Origin of the sequence: Pseudescherichia vulneris, from assembly GCF_902164725.1 — a bacterium.
GTDB lineage: Bacteria > Pseudomonadota > Gammaproteobacteria > Enterobacterales > Enterobacteriaceae > Pseudescherichia > Pseudescherichia vulneris.
This window is the reverse complement of the sequence record NZ_LR607338.1, coordinates 3,130,360-3,147,473: the sequence shown is the minus strand read 5'-3', so window position 1 is coordinate 3,147,473 and position 17,114 is coordinate 3,130,360. Positions and strand designations below refer to the sequence as shown.

Sequence of the window (17,114 nt, the reverse complement as noted above, 5' to 3'; positions counted from 1 at the left end):
CGCCACCCGGCAATCGCCTGCTACTCGTCAACGACCGGGACATCCGGCCAGGCGTGCACCACCGCCTTGATCAGCGTGGCGAGCGGGATCGCAAAGAACACGCCCCAGAAGCCCCACAGTCCACCGAAGATCACCACCGACAGAATAATCACCAGCGGATGCAGGTTCACCGCCTCCGAGAAGAGCACCGGCACCAGCAGGTTGCCGTCCAGCCCCTGAATGATCAGGTAAACCGCAAAGCAGCTCCAGAACTCGGTTCCCAGCCCAAACTGGAACAGCGCCACGCCAATCACCGGCAGAGTGACCACAAACGCGCCGATGTAAGGGATAAGCACCGAGAAGCCCACCAGCACCGCCAGCAGCAGCGAGTAGTTGAGACCGAAGAGAATAAAACCAATCCACGTCGCCACGCCGACGACGATCATCTCCAGCACCTTGCCGCGAATATAGTTAGTGATCTGCTGGTTCATCTCCACCCACACCTGCCCTGCCAGGCCACGGTTGCGCGGCAGAATGCGGCGCACGGCGTTGAGCATCTGCTCTTTGTCCTTCACCAGGAAGAAAACCATCAGCGGCACCAGTACCAGATAGACCGCCAGCGTCAGCAGCCCTACCAGCGAGGCGACGGAGTATTTGACCACCGAATCCCCCAGGCTGAGCATGCGGGTGCGCATGTTCTCCGCCATGGCATCGATAATGCCCGCGTCCATCAGCGCCGGATAGCGTCGCGGCAGCGTGGCCGCAAAATCGGAGAGCTTGTTGAGCATGCCGGGCATATCGCGGATCAGATTGATGCCCTGCTGCCAGGCGATAGGCATTACCACGAAGGCCATCAGCAGCAGAATGCCGACGAACAGCACCAGCACGATGCTGGAGGCGACGGTACGTGAGCAGCCGACGTTTTCCAGCCGGGCGGTAGGCCACTCAAGCAGGTAGGCCAGCACGATGGCGACCAGCAGCGGGGCTAATAACCCGCTAAAAAAGAACAGGATGCTAAACCCTGCCAGCAGAATGACCAGCAGCGCAATCGCCTCCGGATCGCTAAAGCGACGGCGATACCACTGCATTAACATTTCGAGCATAACTTACCTTACCTATAGGTCCCTGGTGGGTTTTCCGGAGGAATTGTATCGAAGTGAAACAAAAAAGACTTCGCTTTTCGACGCTGCCACAGGAAACTAACGCATCAATTGATTAAGATGTTCATCATGCTCGCCATACAGGATTGAGGTTATGTTCAGGACGTTGAGAAAAACGCTGGTTGCTACCCTGATTGCTACCCTGACGCTGGGCCAGGCCGCGCCGGTCTTTGCGGATTCAGCGGATACCCTGCCGGATATGGGCACCTCGGCGGGCAGTACGCTGTCGATTGCCCAGGAGCTGCAGATGGGCGACTACTACGTTCGCCAACTGCGCGGCAGTGCGCCGCTGATTAACGATCCTCTGTTGGTGCAGTACATTAATGGCTTAGGGATGCGCCTTGTTGCCCATGCCAATTCGGTACGCACCCCGTTCCACTTCTACTTAATCAATAACGACGAAATCAACGCCTTCGCCTTTTTTGGCGGCAACGTGGTGCTGCACTCGGCCCTCTTCCGCTATGCCGATAACGAGAGCCAGCTGGCCTCGGTAATGGCGCATGAAATCTCCCACGTTACCCAGCGCCACCTGGCGCGAGCGATGGAGGATCAGAAAAACAGCGCGCCGCTGACCTGGGCGGGGGCGTTAGGCTCTATTCTGCTGGCGATGGCCAGCCCGCAGGCGGGGATGGCGGCGCTGACCGGTACTCTGGCTGGCACCCGTCAGGGAATGATCTCCTTTACCCAGCAGAACGAGCAGGAGGCAGACCGCATCGGCATTCAGGTGCTTCAGCGCTCGGGATTCGATCCGCAGGCGATGCCGACCTTCCTCGAAAAGCTGCTGGATCAGGCCCGCTACTCTTCACGACCACCGGAGATCCTGCTGACTCACCCCTTGCCGGAGAGCCGTCTCTCGGATACCCGCAACCGTGCCAACCAGATGCGGCCGGTGGTGGTCCAGTCTTCAGAAGATTTTTACCTGGCGAAGGCGCGTACGCTGGGGATGTATAACAGTGGGCGCAACCAGCTTACCAACGATCTGCTGGATGCCTGGGCTAAGGGCAACGTGCGCGAACAGCGTGCCGCCCAGTATGGCCGGGCGCTCCAGGCGATGGAGGGCGCTAACTACCCCACCGCCAGCCAGGCGTTGCAGCCCCTACTGAGCGCAGAGCCGGGCAATAGCTGGTATCTCGATTTAGCCACCGATATCGATCTCGGTCAAAGAAAGTTTGATCAGGCCATTAACCGGCTGAAAAATGCCCCGCGGCTAAAAACCGATCCGGTGTTGCAGCTGAACCTGGCCAACGCCTATTTGCAGAGCGGCCAGGCAAGCGAGGCGGAGAAGATCCTCAACCGCTACACCTTTACCTATAAAGATGACACCAACGGCTGGGAGCTGCTGGCGCAGACCGAGGGCACGCTCGGCAATCGCGATCAGGAGCTGGCTGCCCGCGCCGAAGGCCTGGCGCTGCACGGTCAGCTGGATCAGGCGATCTCACTGCTGGGCAGTGCCAGTGCGCAGGTGAAGCTGGGCAGCATGCAGCAGGCGCGCTACGACGCCCGTATTGACCAGCTACGGCAGATGCAGGAACGCTTTAAGCCTTATACCAAGATGTAATCAGGAGAATGTATGTCCGACGCGGTCACGATCTACCATAACCCCCGCTGCTCGAAGAGCCGTGAGACCCTGAGCCTACTGCAATCCCACGGCGTTGAGCCGCAGGTGGTGCTCTACCTGGAGACGCCGCCGGATGCGGCCACGCTGCGTAACCTGCTAAAGATGCTTAATTTAAGCAGCCCCCGGGATCTGATGCGGCAGAAGGAGGAGCTCTACCGCACGCTTAACCTGGCGGACAACGGTCTGACGGAAGAGGCGTTAATTCAGGCGATGGTCGAGAACCCGAAGCTTATCGAGCGCCCTATCGTGGTGAAGCACGGCCAGGCGCGCATTGGTCGACCGCCGGAACAGGTGCTGGAAATTTTGTAGGCCGGATAAGCGTAGCGCCATCCGGCGTTTTCACAGCTTCAGGATCTCTTTCACAAACGGGATGGTCAGCTTGCGCTGGGCGGTAATGGAGGCGCGATCCAGCTGATCCAGCGTCTCGAACAGCGTGCGCATCTCACGATCCAGCCTCTTGAGCAGAAAACGGCACACGTCCTCCGGCAGCTCAAAACCGCGCTGGCGGGCGCGCAGCTGCAATGCCAGCAGCTTATCCTCATCCGACAGCGGCTGAAGCCGGTAGATCTGCCCCCAGTCGAGGCGCGAGGCCAGATCCGCCAGATGCAGATTGAGCTGGCGCGGCGGGCGATCGCCGGTGATCAGCAGGCGCGTGCGGCCTGATTCCAGGATGCGGTTGTAGAGGTTGAAGATGGCCATCTCCCAGGGATCGTCCCCGGCGATGCACTCAATATTGTCGATACAGACCAGCGAAAGCTGCTCCATGCCCTCCAGCACTTCCGGCACAAACCAGGTACGCTTATCGAGTGGAACATAGCCCACGGCGTCGCCGCGCGCAGAGAGCTCGGCGCAGGCGGCGTGCAGCAGATGGCTGCGACCTGCACCTTCTCGCGACCAGAAGTAGATGTATCCGCTATGATCCTGACGCAGCACGTTTTGCACAGCCGCCAACAGAGAGGGGTTATCACCCGGCCAGAAACTGGCAAAGGTTTCATCGTCGGGAAGATAGAGTGGCAGAGAGAGCTGCGCCGGTGCGTTCAGAGATACCTCAACAGGGCTTACGGAAAACGCAGCGAGTTTACCACAAAACGATGCGCGGTTTGAACCGGGCATAACGCCCGGTTCACTTTCCAGATTAATGCGGAGTGACGTCGTTCTCCTGGGCGTCAATCACCTCTTCTTCTGGACGCAGGACGCTGATGAGTTTGAAGATCAGCGCCAGGCCGATGCCGACGATGGTCGCCAGCGCCATGCCCTTCAGCTCTGCCGCACCGATGTGCACCTTCGCACCGCTGACGCCGATGATCAGGATCACCGAGGTCAGGATCAGGTTCTGCGCTTTGCTGTAGTCCACCTTGGATTCAATCAGCACGCGAATACCAGATGCGCCGATTACCCCGTACAGCAGCAGCGACACGCCGCCCATCACCGGAACCGGGATGATCTGGATAGCCGCCGCCAGCTTGCCGACGCAGGAGAGCAGAATGGCAATGATCGCCGCGCCGCCGATAACCCAGGTGCTGTAGACGCGGGTAATCGCCATCACGCCGATGTTCTCGCCGTAGGTGGTGTTCGGCGTGGAGCCGAAGAAGCCAGAGATGATAGTGGAGAAGCCGTTGGCAAACATTGAGCGGTGCAGGCCAGGGTCACGGATCAGGTCACGCTTAACGATGTTGGCCGTGACGACCAGGTGACCGACGTGCTCAGCAATGACCACCAGCGCCGCAGGCAGGATGGTGAAGATAGCGAACCACTCAAAGCGCGGGGTGTAGAAGGTCGGCAGAGCAAACCAGTGCGCCTGGGCAATCGGAGTGGTATCCACCACGCCCATCGCAAACGACAGCGCATAGCCCGCCAGCACGCCGATCAGGATCGGGATAATCGCCAGGAAGCCGCGGAACAGCACCGAGCCAAACACGGTAACGCCCAGGGTAACCAGAGAGATGATCACCGTTTTGCTGTCCGCAGACTGCCCATCTGCTGGCAGCAGGCCTGCCATGTTAGCCGCCACGCCTGCCAGCTCAAGGCCAATTACGGCTACGATTGCGCCCATCGCTGCCGGAGGGAACATCACGTCCAGCCAGCCGGTGCCCGCTTTCTTGACGATAAACGACACCAGGCAGAACAGCACGCCGCACATAATAAAACCGCCGAGCGCCACCTCGTACCCGAGCGGCAGCAGGAGCAGCACCGGGGAGATAAACGCAAAGCTGGAACCCAGATAGGCCGGAATTTTACCCTTACAGATAAAGAGATAGAGCAGCGTACCAACGCCGTTAAACAGCAGCACGGTAGCCGGGTTAATGTGAAACAGGATTGGCACCAGCACGGTTGCGCCAAACATGGCGAACAGGTGCTGCAAACTAAGCGGGATAGTCTGTAAAAGCGGCGGTCTTTCACTCACCCCGATAGCACGGCGCGTCATAGTGTTTTCCTCTGAGTTGTGTTTTGTATAAGGCGAACTGCGTCTTTTATTCAAAAAAAAGCCGACTATCAAAGTCGGCTCTTTTTCATTTATTCAATTACTTGGTACCAAAAATCTTGTCGCCGGCATCGCCGAGACCAGGAATAATGTACCCGTGCTCGTTAAGCCCCTGATCGACCGATGCGGTATAGAGTTCAATATCTGGATGCGCCTTCTCCAGCGCGGCCACGCCTTCCGGGGCGGCAACCAGCACCAGCACCTTAATGCTGGTGCAGCCCGCTTTTTTCAGCAGGTCGATGGTGGCGATCATTGAGCCGCCGGTCGCCAGCATCGGGTCAACCACCAGCGCCATACGCTCGTCGATGTTCGATACCAGTTTCTGGAAGTAAGGTACCGGCTCCAGGGTCTCTTCGTCGCGGTAGATGCCGACCACGCTGATGCGCGCGCTCGGGACGTGCTCCAGCACGCCTTCCATCATGCCCAGGCCAGCACGCAGGATCGGCACCACGGTAATTTTTTTACCTTTGATCTGCTCGATTTCCACCGGGCCGTTCCAGCCTTCGATGGTCACCTTCTCGGTTTCCAGATCGGCGGTCGCTTCATAGGTCAGCAGGCTGCCTACTTCTGAGGCGAGTTCACGAAAGCGTTTGGTGCTGATGTCATGCTCACGCATCAGTCCCAGCTTGTGTTTGACGAGTGGGTGTTTTACTTCCACGATCTTCATACTCTTCTCCTTCCCCAGACAGTTGGCAGCCACAAAAAAAATCGCCGGATTATACCGCTTTTTCTCCGTTACGCTATAGGTAGCGGGTTGATCCCGATCAATCAGATTGAAAATCAGTATATCGCAACGATCTCTGAGAGCCATGAATAATGGACTCGCAAACGTTTGCCTTGACTGTTAGAATTGCGCCGAATTTTATTTCTATCGCCATGTGGGGATCCAAGCAGTGACCGATAAAACCTCTCTCAGCTACAAAGATGCCGGTGTTGATATTGACGCAGGTAATGCACTGGTTGACCGAATCAAAGGCGTAGTGAAGAAAACCCGCCGCCCGGAAGTGATGGGTGGACTGGGTGGCTTCGGTGCGCTGTGCGCGCTGCCGCAAAAATATCGTGAGCCGGTGCTGGTTTCCGGTACTGACGGCGTGGGCACCAAGCTGCGCCTGGCGATGGATCTCAAGCGTCATGACACGATCGGCATCGATCTGGTGGCCATGTGCGTTAACGACCTGGTGGTTCAGGGCGCTGAGCCGCTCTTCTTCCTCGACTACTACGCCACCGGCAAGCTGGACGTCGACACCGCTGCCAGCGTAATCAACGGCATCGCGGAAGGCTGCCTGCAGTCCGGCTGTGCGCTGGTCGGCGGCGAAACCGCCGAGATGCCAGGCATGTACCATGGCGAAGATTATGACGTCGCGGGCTTCTGCGTCGGCGTGGTTGAGAAATCGGAAATCATCGACGGCTCTAAAGTCACCGACGGCGACGTGCTGATTGCCCTTGGCTCCAGCGGCCCGCACTCTAACGGCTACTCGCTGGTGCGCAAAATCGTTGAGGTAAGCGGCTGCGATCCGGAAACGACCCAGCTCGACGGTAAATCGCTGGCGGATCACCTCCTGGCCCCGACCCGCATCTACGTGAAAAACATTCTTGAGCTGATTGCCAACGTTGACGTTCACGCCATCGCCCACCTCACCGGCGGCGGCTTCTGGGAGAACATTCCGCGCGTGCTGCCGGACAACACCCAGGCGGTGATTGACGAATCCAGCTGGCAGTGGCCTTCCGTATTCAACTGGCTGCAGCAGGCAGGCAACGTCAGCCAGCACGAGATGTACCGCACCTTTAACTGCGGCGTCGGCATGGTTATCGCCCTCTCTGCTCAGGATGCCGATAAGGCGATTGAGCTGATGAACGCAAAAGGTGAAAAGGCCTGGAAAATCGGTATCATTAAAGCCTCTGATTCCAGCGAGCGCGTGGTCATTGAATGAAAAACATAGTGGTGCTAATTTCCGGTAATGGAAGCAATTTGCAGGCAATTATCGACGCCTGCGCGCAGAAGAGAATTAACGCCACTGTCCGTGCGGTATTCAGTAACAAGGCCGACGCGTTCGGCCTGCAACGTGCGCGTGAGGCCGATATTGCGGCCCACGCCATTACGGCCGATCAGTTTGCCAGCCGTGAAGCGTTTGACCGTGAGCTGATGATGGAGATCGACGCCTACGCACCGGATCTGGTGGTGCTGGCAGGCTATATGCGCATTCTCAGCCCCGAGTTTGTCGCCCACTATCAGGGCCGCCTGCTGAACATCCACCCCTCCCTGCTGCCGAAATATCCCGGCCTGCATACCCACCGTCAGGCGCTGGCCAACGGCGACGAAGAGCACGGCACCTCCGTGCATTTTGTTACCGACGAGCTGGACGGCGGACCGGTGATCCTGCAAGCCAAAGTACCGGTATTTCCCGGCGACGGTGAAGAGGATGTGACCGATCGCGTCCAGACCCAGGAGCACGCGATCTACCCTCTGGTGGTGAGCTGGTTTATCGATGGCCGTCTGGCGATGCGCGAGGGTGCCGCATGGCTCGATGGCGTTCAGCTCCCCCCGCAGGGACACGCCGCCGAGTAGATCCTCTCTTGCCGGGCAGCCTGTGCCGTCCGGCAATAACCTCCGCATTATCAGATTACTGTCATACTTATCTGTCACAATTGGACAAGCTGTGGTAATTCTCACCATAATAAAGGCTGAGATGGATTTGCCACGTCCCGAGATTGAACCGGAGTGTGAGTTGTAATGGGTCAGGAAAAGCTATACATCGAAAAAGAATTAAGCTGGTTAGCGTTCAATGAACGCGTGCTGCAGGAAGCCGCCGACAAGAGCAACCCTCTTATTGAGCGAATGCGTTTCCTCGGCATCTACTCCAATAACCTTGATGAGTTCTACAAGGTGCGCTTTGCTGAGCTTAAGCGCCGGATTATCATCAGCGAAGAGCAAGGCTCCAACGCCCACTCCCGACACCTGCTCGGTAAGATCCAGACCCGCGTACTGAAAGCGGATCAGGAGTTTAACGGCCTGTATAACGACCTGCTGCTGGAGATGGCCCGTAATCAAATCTTCTTGATCAACGAACGCCAGCTCTCCGAGAATCAGCAAACCTGGCTACGCCACTACTTCAAACACTATCTGCGCCAGCACATCACGCCGATCCTGATCAACCGCGAAACCGACCTGGTGCAGTTCCTGAAGGATGATTACACCTATCTGGCGGTAGAGATTATTCGCGGGGAGAGCATTCGTTACGCGCTGCTGGAGATCCCGTCAGATAAGGTGCCGCGCTTTGTTAACCTGCCGCCAGAGACGCCGCGCCGCCGCAAGCCGATGATCCTGCTGGATAACATCCTGCGCTACTGCCTGGACGATATCTTCTACGGCTTCTTTGACTACGATGCGCTGAACGCCTACTCGATGAAGATGACCCGTGACGCCGAGTACGACCTGGTACACGAGATGGAATCGAGCCTGATGGAGCTGATGTCCTCCAGCCTGAAGCAGCGCCTCACTGCCGAGCCAGTGCGTTTTGTCTACCAGCGCGATATGCCGGACGCCATGGTTGAGATGCTGCGCGATAAGCTCACCATCTCGCGCTATGACTCCACGGTACCGGGCGGTCGCTACCACAACTTTAAAGACTTCATCAGCTTCCCGAACGTCGGCAAAGCCAACCTGGTGAACAAGCCACTGCCGCGCCTGCGCCATGTCTGGTTTGATAACTTCCGCAACGGCTTCGACGCCATTCGCGAGCGGGACGTGCTGCTCTACTATCCGTATCACACCTTTGAGCACGTGCTGGAGCTGCTGCGTCAGGCCTCGTTCGACCCTAACGTGCTGGCGATTAAGATCAACATCTACCGCGTGGCGAAAGATTCACGCATCATTGATGCGATGATCCATGCCGCGCACAACGGCAAGAAAGTGACCGTGGTGGTGGAGCTGCAGGCGCGCTTCGATGAAGAGGCCAACATCCACTGGGCCAAGCGCCTGACCGAGGCCGGGGCGCACGTGATCTTCTCCGCGCCGGGGCTGAAAATTCACGCCAAGCTGTTCCTCATCTCGCGTAAAGAGGGTGAAGAGGTGGTGCGCTACGCTCACATCGGCACCGGTAACTTTAACGAGAAGACCGCCCGGCTCTACACCGACTACTCCCTGCTTACCGCCGACGCACGTATCACCAACGAAGTGCGCCGGGTGTTTAACTTTATCGAGAACCCTTACCGGCCGGTACACTTTGAGTACCTGCTGGTGTCGCCGCAAAACTCGCGCCGCCTGCTGTACGATATGATCGACCGCGAGATCGCCAATGCGCAAAACGGCCAGCCGTCGGGGATCACCCTCAAGCTCAACAACCTGGTCGATAAAGGTCTCGTGGATCGGCTGTATGCCGCATCCGGCTCCGGCGTGCCGGTTAATCTGCTGGTGCGCGGTATGTGCTCTCTGATCCCAGAGCTGGAAGGATTGAGCGATAATATCCGGGTGATCAGCATCGTGGACCGCTATCTCGAACACGATCGCATCTATATTTTCGAAAATGGCGGCGATAAGCAGGTTTATCTCTCGTCTGCCGACTGGATGACGCGTAATATTGACTATCGCATTGAGGTTGCGGCCCCGCTGCTCGATCCGCGCCTTAAGCAACGCGTGCTGGACATCATTGAGCTTCTGTTCAGCGATACCGTTAAGGCGCGGTATATCGACAAGGAATTGAGCAATCGCTATGTGCAACGGGGCAACCGCCGCAAGGTTCGCGCGCAGCTGGCGATTTACGACTATATCAAATCACTCGAACAACCAGACTAATCTATGCCGATAAATGACAATACCCCACGGCCGCAGGAGTTTGCTGCGGTCGATCTCGGTTCGAACAGTTTCCACATGGTCATTGCCCGTGTGGTGGATGGCGCCATGCAGATCATTGGCCGCCTGAAGCAGCGCGTGCATCTGGCCGACGGCCTGGATGAGAACAGCGTTCTGAGCGAAGAGGCGATTGAGCGCGGCCTGAGCTGCCTGTCGCTGTTTGCCGAACGCCTGCAGGGTTTCGACCCGGCTAACGTCTGCATTGTGGGTACGCATACCCTGCGCCAGGCCGCCAACGCCTCAGACTTCCTCAAGCGTGCGGAGCAGGTCATCCCCTACCCGATTGAGATCATCTCCGGCAACGAAGAGGCCCGACTGATCTTTATGGGCGTTGAGCATACGCAGCCGGAAAAAGGCCGCAAGCTGGTGATCGATATCGGCGGTGGCTCTACGGAACTGGTGATCGGCGAAGATTTTCAACCTATCCTGGTTGAGAGCCGCCGTATGGGCTGCGTCAGCTTTGCGCAAACCTATTTCCGCGGTCGCATTATTAACCGGGAGAACTTCCATCGCGCGCGCATGGCGGCGGTGCAGAAGCTGGAGAGTCTAACCTGGCAGTACCGCATTCAGGGCTGGAACGTGGCCCTGGGCGCATCGGGCAGCATTAAAGCCGCTCATGAAGTGCTGCTGGCGATGGGCGAGAAAGATGGGTTCATCACCCCTGAACGGCTGGATAAGCTGGTCACCGAGGTGCTGAAGCATGACAGCTTTGACGCGCTGAACCTGCCGGGGCTCTCCGACGAGCGCAAGGCGGTCTTTGTGCCTGGCCTGGCGATTTTGTGCGGCGTGTTTGACGCGCTGGCCATTCGTGAGCTGCGTCTCTCTGACGGCGCGCTGCGTGAAGGGGTATTGTATGAGATGGAGGGCCGTTTCCGCCATCAGGATATCCGCAGCCGCACCGCGCAGAGCCTGGCCAATCAGTATAACATTGACCGAGAGCAGGCCCGCCGCGTGCTGGAGACAACAACCCACATGTACGAGCAGTGGGAAGCGCAGAATCCAAAGCTGGCAAATCCGCAGCTGGCGGCCCTGCTGAAGTGGGCAGCGATGCTGCACGAGGTTGGGCTGAACATCAACCACAGCGGAATGCATCGCCACTCGGCCTATATCCTGCAGAACAGCGATCTGCCTGGCTTTAACCAGGAGCAGCAGCTGATGATGGCGACCCTGGTGCGCTTCCACCGTAAAGGCATCAAGCTCGACGAGCTGCCGCGCTTTACCCTGTTCAAAAAGAAGCATTTTTTACCGCTGATTCAGCTCCTGCGCCTCGGCGTGCTGCTGAACAACCAGCGTCAGGCGACCACCACCCCACCGACCCTGCGTCTGACCACCGATGATAACCACTGGACCCTCAGCTTCCCCCGCGACTGGTTCTCCCAGAATGCGCTGGTGCTGCTGGATCTGGAGAAAGAGCAGGATTACTGGGGCGCGGTCACCGGCTGGCTGCTGAAGATCGAAGAGGAGCACTCCTCCGGCGTCGCGGCCTGATCCGCACCGCCCTGCCCCTCCTATGCTCAGGCACGCTGTGAAAGTGCCTGAGCGTCTCCCGCCAGCGTCTCAAGCGGCGTGGGTTTACCAATCAAGAACCCTTGCAGATAGTCAATTCCCAGCGAAAGGGCAGCGCTACGCACCTCCTCGCTTTCAATATACTCTGCCACCACCCGCATCTTTTTCATCCGAGCCAGATGGCAGATAGAGGCCACAATCTGGTAGTCGAGGCTGTTTGACGCCAGGTTGCGAATAAAGCTGCCGTCAATCTTCAGCATATCGGCGTTAATGTTTTTTAGCCGCGCATAGCTGGCATAGCCGGTCCCAAAGTCGTCTATAGCCACCCGGCATCCCAATTGCTGAAGCTGGCCCAGGGTCTGGTTTGCCTGGTTAATGTTGGTCAACGAGTTACTCTCCGTGACCTCGAAAATAAGCTGCCAGGCCTCAATGCCATAGCACTCAAGCAGCCCGGCGACCTCACGGGCAAAGTTGCTCCGGCAGACGGAGGCTGGCGACAGATTAACAGAGAAGCGCGCTCCCGGCTCCGTTTCGCGGTAGTGCGCCATAAAGCGCAGCGTGTGTTCAATCACCCACAGGTCGATGCGTGACGAAAGACCAAACTCATGGGCCACCGGCAGGAACGCATCCGGGCCGATTAGCTCGTCGTCGTCGCCGAGCATCCGCAGCAATATCTCATGGTAGTCGTCACCGCGTATGCCGACGATCGGCTGGGCCATCAGGCGGAACCGGTCCTCCTCCAGCGCCCGTTGCAGGCGGTTCATCATCTCCACCTTACCTTTCAGGCTGCGCTGTAAATTGACCGACCCGCGGTGCTGAAGGCTTTCTGGGCTCTGGGTTTCCAGGGAGAGATCTGCCGTGGTGCTCAGCTCGCCCAGCAGCAGATAGATATGCGACACCGGCGAACGCACGTAGCAGTAGCTTATGCCTACCTTTGGCTGCAGCGGCATGCCATCCCAAGCGAAGCGGAACTGCTTGATCCGCTTATCCAGCTCGGCGATGCGTAGCGCGTAGGATTCGGTATTAAGCCGGATAACGATGTCATACCCCGACAGATGGTATACGCACTCATTGCTTTGCAGCCACTGCGTTAGCCACTCGGACAGCATCTGCTTGTACTGGATGCGCAGCATAATACCGTAGTGCCTTCCCAGCAGCTCCAGATCCGGGATGCGTAAAAAGCAGAGCACCGACCACGGGGTATCCGCCAGCGCGCGGTTGAGCGCCCGCAGGTTTGGCATATTAAGAACCGGATCGAGCCACGCCAGCCGGCTAACCCGTTCGTGCATCCGCCGCTGGCGCGTTGCCAGCATCGACATCCAGGCGATGATAAACGAGAACACGAGATAGCTGGAGGAGAGGATCGTCAGCTGCATTTCGTAGCGCGGCGAGACCGGCGTATAACGGTAGAAGTAGTGAATGCTTACCATCATAAATGGCGTCCAGACGACAGACATCAGGGGGTAGCCATAGCGCATCGAGCCCCACAGCATCACCGGTAGCAGCAGCGACAGCGTATAGTTAGTAGTGAAGATGCCGGTGTTTTCATCCCACGGGGAGAGCATCAGCAGCATTAGTAGCGCAATAACGACAAACCACGCGACCACCTCCAGCCGGGTCACCTTGGGATCAAAATCCCGGCGCAGGCGAGAGAGGAAACCTTTTATATGGCGCGGATGGTGGAGCACCCTGATCAGCAGATAGCAGAACGGCGTTCCGGTCAGGCCGCTGACCAGCAGCGCCTGATAGTTAATCAGGGTGCGCAGGCTAAACGGGGTCACGCCGGTCAGGGCCTGATAATTGTCATACAGGCCGAGCCAGGTGATGGTATGGAAGATCAGCAGGAACAGCGTGGCCGGGCAAACGACCTGCCAGAACATGCGCTGTGCGGTGAGCTGCGCATTTCCATAAGAGACGTTATGCCGTCGGGTGACGAAGATCCGGTAACCGCTCCAGCTGATGATGATGGGCACTATAAAATGGACGATTTTAAGCAACGTCTCTGGGGCGCTGGTGTGCGGGTAGTAGTGCCAGGCCAGGGAGAGAATAATACCGGGCAGTGCCGCCCAGCCGTAGAAGAGCATCAGGCTCAATAAGAGTGATAGCGGCAGATAATAGAGTATCATGCTGCCATCCGAGACCCAGGTAAAGGTATCGACCATGTGGGCAAGGGGCAGCAGCAGGAAAGGTAAGACGAGCGGCAGCGCCCACCATTTAGCTTTATAGAGAGTATAAATTTTCGCGTAGCTCATCGATGTTCAGTGTAAAACCCAGCGAACTGAAATCGATTCAGGCGGGGTTCCAGGCTAACCATGAAGAATATAGAGTCGGTCAGACTGTGCCATTTGTGAAGAGTTTAGTGCCACAAAAACGGTTGCAATTGACCAGGATCAAGTAACCCCGTGCCTTTTAAACGTCGCCTTCTCTTCTTCGCGCAGTTTTTGTTAATAATTCATGCGCTTTACCATTATTTCATTATTATTGCTTTAGTAAATGCTTTCTTTGACGAAATTTTACATAAAGACCGATTGATCTGCGCTTCGCTCTGTGCATTAATACACCAATCGCCCGCCTGTCGGGTTAACCTTTAGGAACCTCTTGTGAGCCAGTCACACAGTATGCGAAAACGACAGCGATTTGACAGTCGCATGACCCGTATCGTATTGCTTATCAGCTTTTTCTTCTTCTTTGGACGCTTCGTCTACTCCTCTATCGGCGCCTGGTACCATCATCAGGATAAAGCCCAGTCACAGCAGTCCTCTCTCTCCGTTGAGACGCCGGTAAATAAAACGCTAAATTAACTCGCTTTTCTTTTGCAGCATTTGAATGATCGCCCCTATGCCTCGGCTCAGGATCTTATCCTGACGGATGACTATTGCCAGCTGGCGCTGCAAAAGCGGGTTTAGTGAGCGCACGTTAAGCTCCTTACGATCGTTTGGCTGCGCCACCGACATTTGCGGAACAATGCTATATCCCAGCCCGGCGCTCACCATGCGCTTGATGGCTTCGATACTGCCAAGCTGCATCACAGGTATCGTCGGCAGCCCCGCTGCGGCAAACCAGTCGTCGATAAGCGTGCGCGTACTGCTTCCGTCCTCAAAGGCGATGAGCGGCAGCGCATGTAACGCCTCGGGCGTCAACGATTCCGCCGGGTGCGCCTGCGCCAGGGCTTCGATAAAAACAAACTCTTCGTTTAGAAACGGCGTGATATCCAGCGTACGTCCGCTGGCGGGTAGCGTAACCAGCCCCAGATCGAGACGATTTTCCTCCACCGCCTGCACGATGCTGGGCGTATTTCCGGTCGTGACGCCTACCTGCAACAGGGGATAATCCAGCCGCAGTCGCTGCAATAGCGGTGGCAAAAGGTGGATGCATGCCGTCGCCCCGGTACCGAGCCTGATCGTGCCGCTGACTTCATGACTAAACGCGTTAACCGAGCGTATCGCTTCGTCCACAGCCTGACCAATCCGCTCGCCATGGGCCAGCAACGCTACGCCAGCAGCGGTCGCCTTAACGCCTCGCCCGGTGCGCTCGATCAGCCGCGCCTGAAGAAACTGCTCGAGCTGGCGAATTTGCAGGCTTACCGCCGGCTGGGAGAGGCCAAGCACGTTTGCCGCGGCAGAAAAACTGCCCCGCTGTACAACCAGCCGAAAGGTTGCCAGATTGCCGAGATTTAGCGTCGTCATGCAAAGTTTCTCTTATAGAGGTGATAAACGTTGAGGCCTGCCTGAACCATACCGCGCACGGTATGCTCAGGACAACTGCCTAACGGAATGAAAAATAATGACTTCGCGCGCTATACCTCGCATCCTCCCTCTCTTCGCTGGCTGCAATCAGCTGATTAACTGGGGTATCTCGTTCTATATGCCCGGCACGTTTGCCCATGCCATCGCCAGCGATACCCACTGGACGCAGCCGCAGATCTATCTCGGCCTGACGCTGGCGATGCTGGTCATGGCGCTGGTATCACCCTTTGTCGCCAGGCTACAGGCCAGACTGGGTGGTCAGCATGTTGTAACTATTGGCACGCTGCTGATAGCGCTAAGCTGCGTCGCCATGGCCTGCACGTACTCGCTTATAGGCTGGTATAGCGCCTGGCTTATAATGGGCATCGGTATGCGCCTGTCGCTTTATGACGCGCTGTTCGCTGCGCTCATCACGCTTTATGGGCAGAACGCCCGTCGCACGATTTCCCAGATAACGCTGGCGGGTGGGCTGGCGTCCGCTGTGTTCTGGCCACTCGGGGAGGCGCTGTTGATTTATGCGCTGTTCGGCCTGCTCAGCGCCGCGCTGATCCGTCCCCTGCCCAATCAGCCGCTGACCATTACCGCTGCCCCCACGCCGTCAGCGCGCAATGCCCACGATCGCCGCAGCGGCTGGCTGTTTGCCGCTTTTATTGCCCTTATCACCTTTGTCTCTAACGGCACATCGACACACCTGCCGGAATTTATCGCCAGCGCTGGACTACCGGTTGCTGCGGGGATGCTGTGGGGAATCGGACAAACGGGAGCGCGGTTTATGGAGGTCGTCGCTGGCGCACGTCTTACACCGCTCAGGTTAACGCTGGTTACCGCCCTGGCGATGCCGCTCTGCTTCCTGCTCGGCCTCAGTGGATCGCTGTTTGCCAGTTCGGCCGCGGGGTTTGTGCTGGGGTACGGCGCAATCAATGGCCTGATGACGATTGTCAAAGCGACGCTGCCGCTTCAGCTGTTTGCCGCAGAAGATTATGCCCGGCGGACGGGCGTCCTGTTGATCCCGGCGCAGTTGATGGCTGCCGCATCCCCCTTTGCCTATGCATGGCTCGATCGGGTGCTGGGGATCCGCGGCGCGCTGGCCTTCTCACTGGCGCTCACGGTGGTCATCGCCGTCCTGGCAATACTCATCGTCATGTATCAAACGCTGCGCGCTTCGGGCATTATCAGTAGGTCACTGAAACAACAATGATAAAAATAACAGGAGATAAAATGGAGCTGCGCTCTGAACGACTCATTCTGCGCAAGGTAAGACGTTCCGATCTCAACGATCTGTTTCGCATCTATGGCGACCCGGCGACCAATAGATTTAATCCGGCTGGGCCGCATCCAGATATCAACCATTCCAGCACGGTGTTGGACGGCTGGCTTGAGCACTGGCAGACCCAAGGGTTTGGCAACTGGGCTGTCTCCCGAATCGACAGGCCTGATGAGATCGTCGGCTTTGGCGGAATACGTATCGTGCAATACGACACGTTGACGATCAATAATCTGGGCTATCGACTGGCGGTAGCAGCATGGGGCCACGGTTATGCCACCGAGTTCGCCACTATAGCGCTGCACTACGGCTTCGAGACGTTAGACCTTGATGAGATTTCGGCAATGGTGCGAAAAAATCATACCGCGTCACAAAAGGTGTTATCCAAGTGCGGATTGGCGTTTGTCAGAGAGGTCCACGACGTAAAAGACGCGCCGCCTAGCCTGCTCTATACGTTGACGCGCAGCCGTTACAGAAGCATAAATCAGTAGCAGGATATGAAAGCCTCTG

At 57.4% G+C, this 17,114-nt stretch carries 15 protein-coding genes; 9 read left to right on the top strand and 6 right to left on the bottom strand.

All coding sequences use genetic code 11. The features are described 5' to 3' along the window. Nucleotides 1-20 precede the first annotated feature (20 nt). Nucleotides 21-1,082: an AI-2E family transporter gene (locus FN633_RS13045; protein ID WP_154057990.1), complete on the bottom strand. Its 1,062-nt coding sequence runs from the start codon at nucleotides 1,080-1,082 to the stop codon at nucleotides 21-23. A 151-nt stretch (nucleotides 1,083-1,233) separates the two neighbouring features. On the opposite strand from FN633_RS13045, the gene bepA reads away from it, so the two are divergent. Beyond that, on the top strand, nucleotides 1,234-2,697 hold the full coding sequence (gene bepA / locus FN633_RS13040; protein WP_154057989.1) for a beta-barrel assembly-enhancing protease: 1,464 nt from the start codon (nucleotides 1,234-1,236) through the stop codon (nucleotides 2,695-2,697). Nucleotides 2,698-2,709: 12 nt separating this feature from the next. After that, nucleotides 2,710-3,066 (top strand): arsenate reductase (glutaredoxin), encoded by a 357-nt coding sequence (gene arsC, locus FN633_RS13035; RefSeq protein ID WP_154057988.1) that lies wholly within the window; start codon nucleotides 2,710-2,712, stop codon nucleotides 3,064-3,066. A 30-nt stretch (nucleotides 3,067-3,096) separates the two neighbouring features. Here the strand turns inward: arsC and FN633_RS13030 are convergent, their stop codons facing one another. The 3 genes from FN633_RS13030 to upp form a co-directional block, all read right to left on the bottom strand. Further along, entirely contained in the window at nucleotides 3,097-3,798 is a 702-nt protein-coding gene (locus FN633_RS13030) for a DnaA inactivator Hda (RefSeq protein WP_243731537.1), read from the bottom strand. A 94-nt stretch (nucleotides 3,799-3,892) separates the two neighbouring features. Beyond that, the gene (gene uraA, locus FN633_RS13025) at nucleotides 3,893-5,182 is read right to left on the bottom strand and encodes a uracil permease (RefSeq protein ID WP_144818189.1); all 1,290 of its coding nucleotides are present in this window, start codon (nucleotides 5,180-5,182) and stop codon (nucleotides 3,893-3,895) included. Nucleotides 5,183-5,279: 97 nt separating this feature from the next. Then, nucleotides 5,280-5,906 carry a uracil phosphoribosyltransferase gene (gene upp, locus FN633_RS13020; protein ID WP_154057986.1) on the bottom strand — a complete coding sequence of 209 codons (627 nt, stop codon included), beginning with the start codon at nucleotides 5,904-5,906 and terminating at the stop codon, nucleotides 5,280-5,282. A gap of 226 nt (nucleotides 5,907-6,132) precedes the next feature. Between upp and purM the strand changes: the two genes are divergently transcribed. From purM to ppx, 4 genes are all read left to right on the top strand, one after another. Further along, entirely contained in the window at nucleotides 6,133-7,170 is a 1,038-nt protein-coding gene (gene purM, locus FN633_RS13015) for a phosphoribosylformylglycinamidine cyclo-ligase (RefSeq protein WP_154057985.1), read from the top strand. Next, nucleotides 7,167-7,805 carry a phosphoribosylglycinamide formyltransferase gene (gene purN, locus FN633_RS13010; RefSeq protein ID WP_042389318.1) on the top strand — a complete coding sequence of 213 codons (639 nt, stop codon included), beginning with the start codon at nucleotides 7,167-7,169 and terminating at the stop codon, nucleotides 7,803-7,805. The genes purM and purN overlap by 4 nt, the downstream gene beginning before the upstream one ends. 165 nt (nucleotides 7,806-7,970) lie before the next feature. Then, nucleotides 7,971-10,031, top strand: coding sequence for a polyphosphate kinase 1 (ppk1, locus tag FN633_RS13005; RefSeq protein WP_042389314.1), 2,061 nt, complete (start codon nucleotides 7,971-7,973; stop codon nucleotides 10,029-10,031). Between the two features lie 3 nt (nucleotides 10,032-10,034). Beyond that, nucleotides 10,035-11,576, top strand: a complete 1,542-nt coding sequence (gene ppx / locus FN633_RS13000) for an exopolyphosphatase (protein WP_154057984.1) — start codon at nucleotides 10,035-10,037, stop codon at nucleotides 11,574-11,576. Between the two features lie 26 nt (nucleotides 11,577-11,602). Here ppx and FN633_RS12995 read toward each other — a convergent pair whose 3' ends face one another. Next, nucleotides 11,603-13,846, bottom strand: a complete 2,244-nt coding sequence (locus FN633_RS12995) for a sensor domain-containing phosphodiesterase (RefSeq protein WP_154057983.1) — start codon at nucleotides 13,844-13,846, stop codon at nucleotides 11,603-11,605. A gap of 348 nt (nucleotides 13,847-14,194) precedes the next feature. On the opposite strand from FN633_RS12995, the gene FN633_RS12990 reads away from it, so the two are divergent. Beyond that, on the top strand, nucleotides 14,195-14,395 hold the full coding sequence (locus tag FN633_RS12990; RefSeq protein WP_072015186.1) for a YfgG family protein: 201 nt from the start codon (nucleotides 14,195-14,197) through the stop codon (nucleotides 14,393-14,395). Here the strand turns inward: FN633_RS12990 and FN633_RS12985 are convergent. Next, on the bottom strand, nucleotides 14,387-15,280 hold the full coding sequence (locus FN633_RS12985) for a LysR family transcriptional regulator (RefSeq protein ID WP_154057982.1): 894 nt from the start codon (nucleotides 15,278-15,280) through the stop codon (nucleotides 14,387-14,389). The genes FN633_RS12990 and FN633_RS12985 overlap by 9 nt on opposite strands. A 97-nt stretch (nucleotides 15,281-15,377) precedes the next feature. Here FN633_RS12985 and FN633_RS12980 point away from each other — a divergent pair, with 97 nt between their 5' ends. Further along, nucleotides 15,378-16,538: an MFS transporter gene (locus FN633_RS12980; RefSeq protein ID WP_154057981.1), complete on the top strand. Its 1,161-nt coding sequence runs from the start codon at nucleotides 15,378-15,380 to the stop codon at nucleotides 16,536-16,538. A 20-nt stretch (nucleotides 16,539-16,558) separates the two neighbouring features. After that, a complete protein-coding gene (locus tag FN633_RS12975; protein ID WP_154057980.1) occupies nucleotides 16,559-17,095 on the top strand; it encodes a GNAT family N-acetyltransferase in 537 nt (178 codons plus the stop codon). The last annotated feature ends 19 nt before the right edge of the window (nucleotides 17,096-17,114 follow it).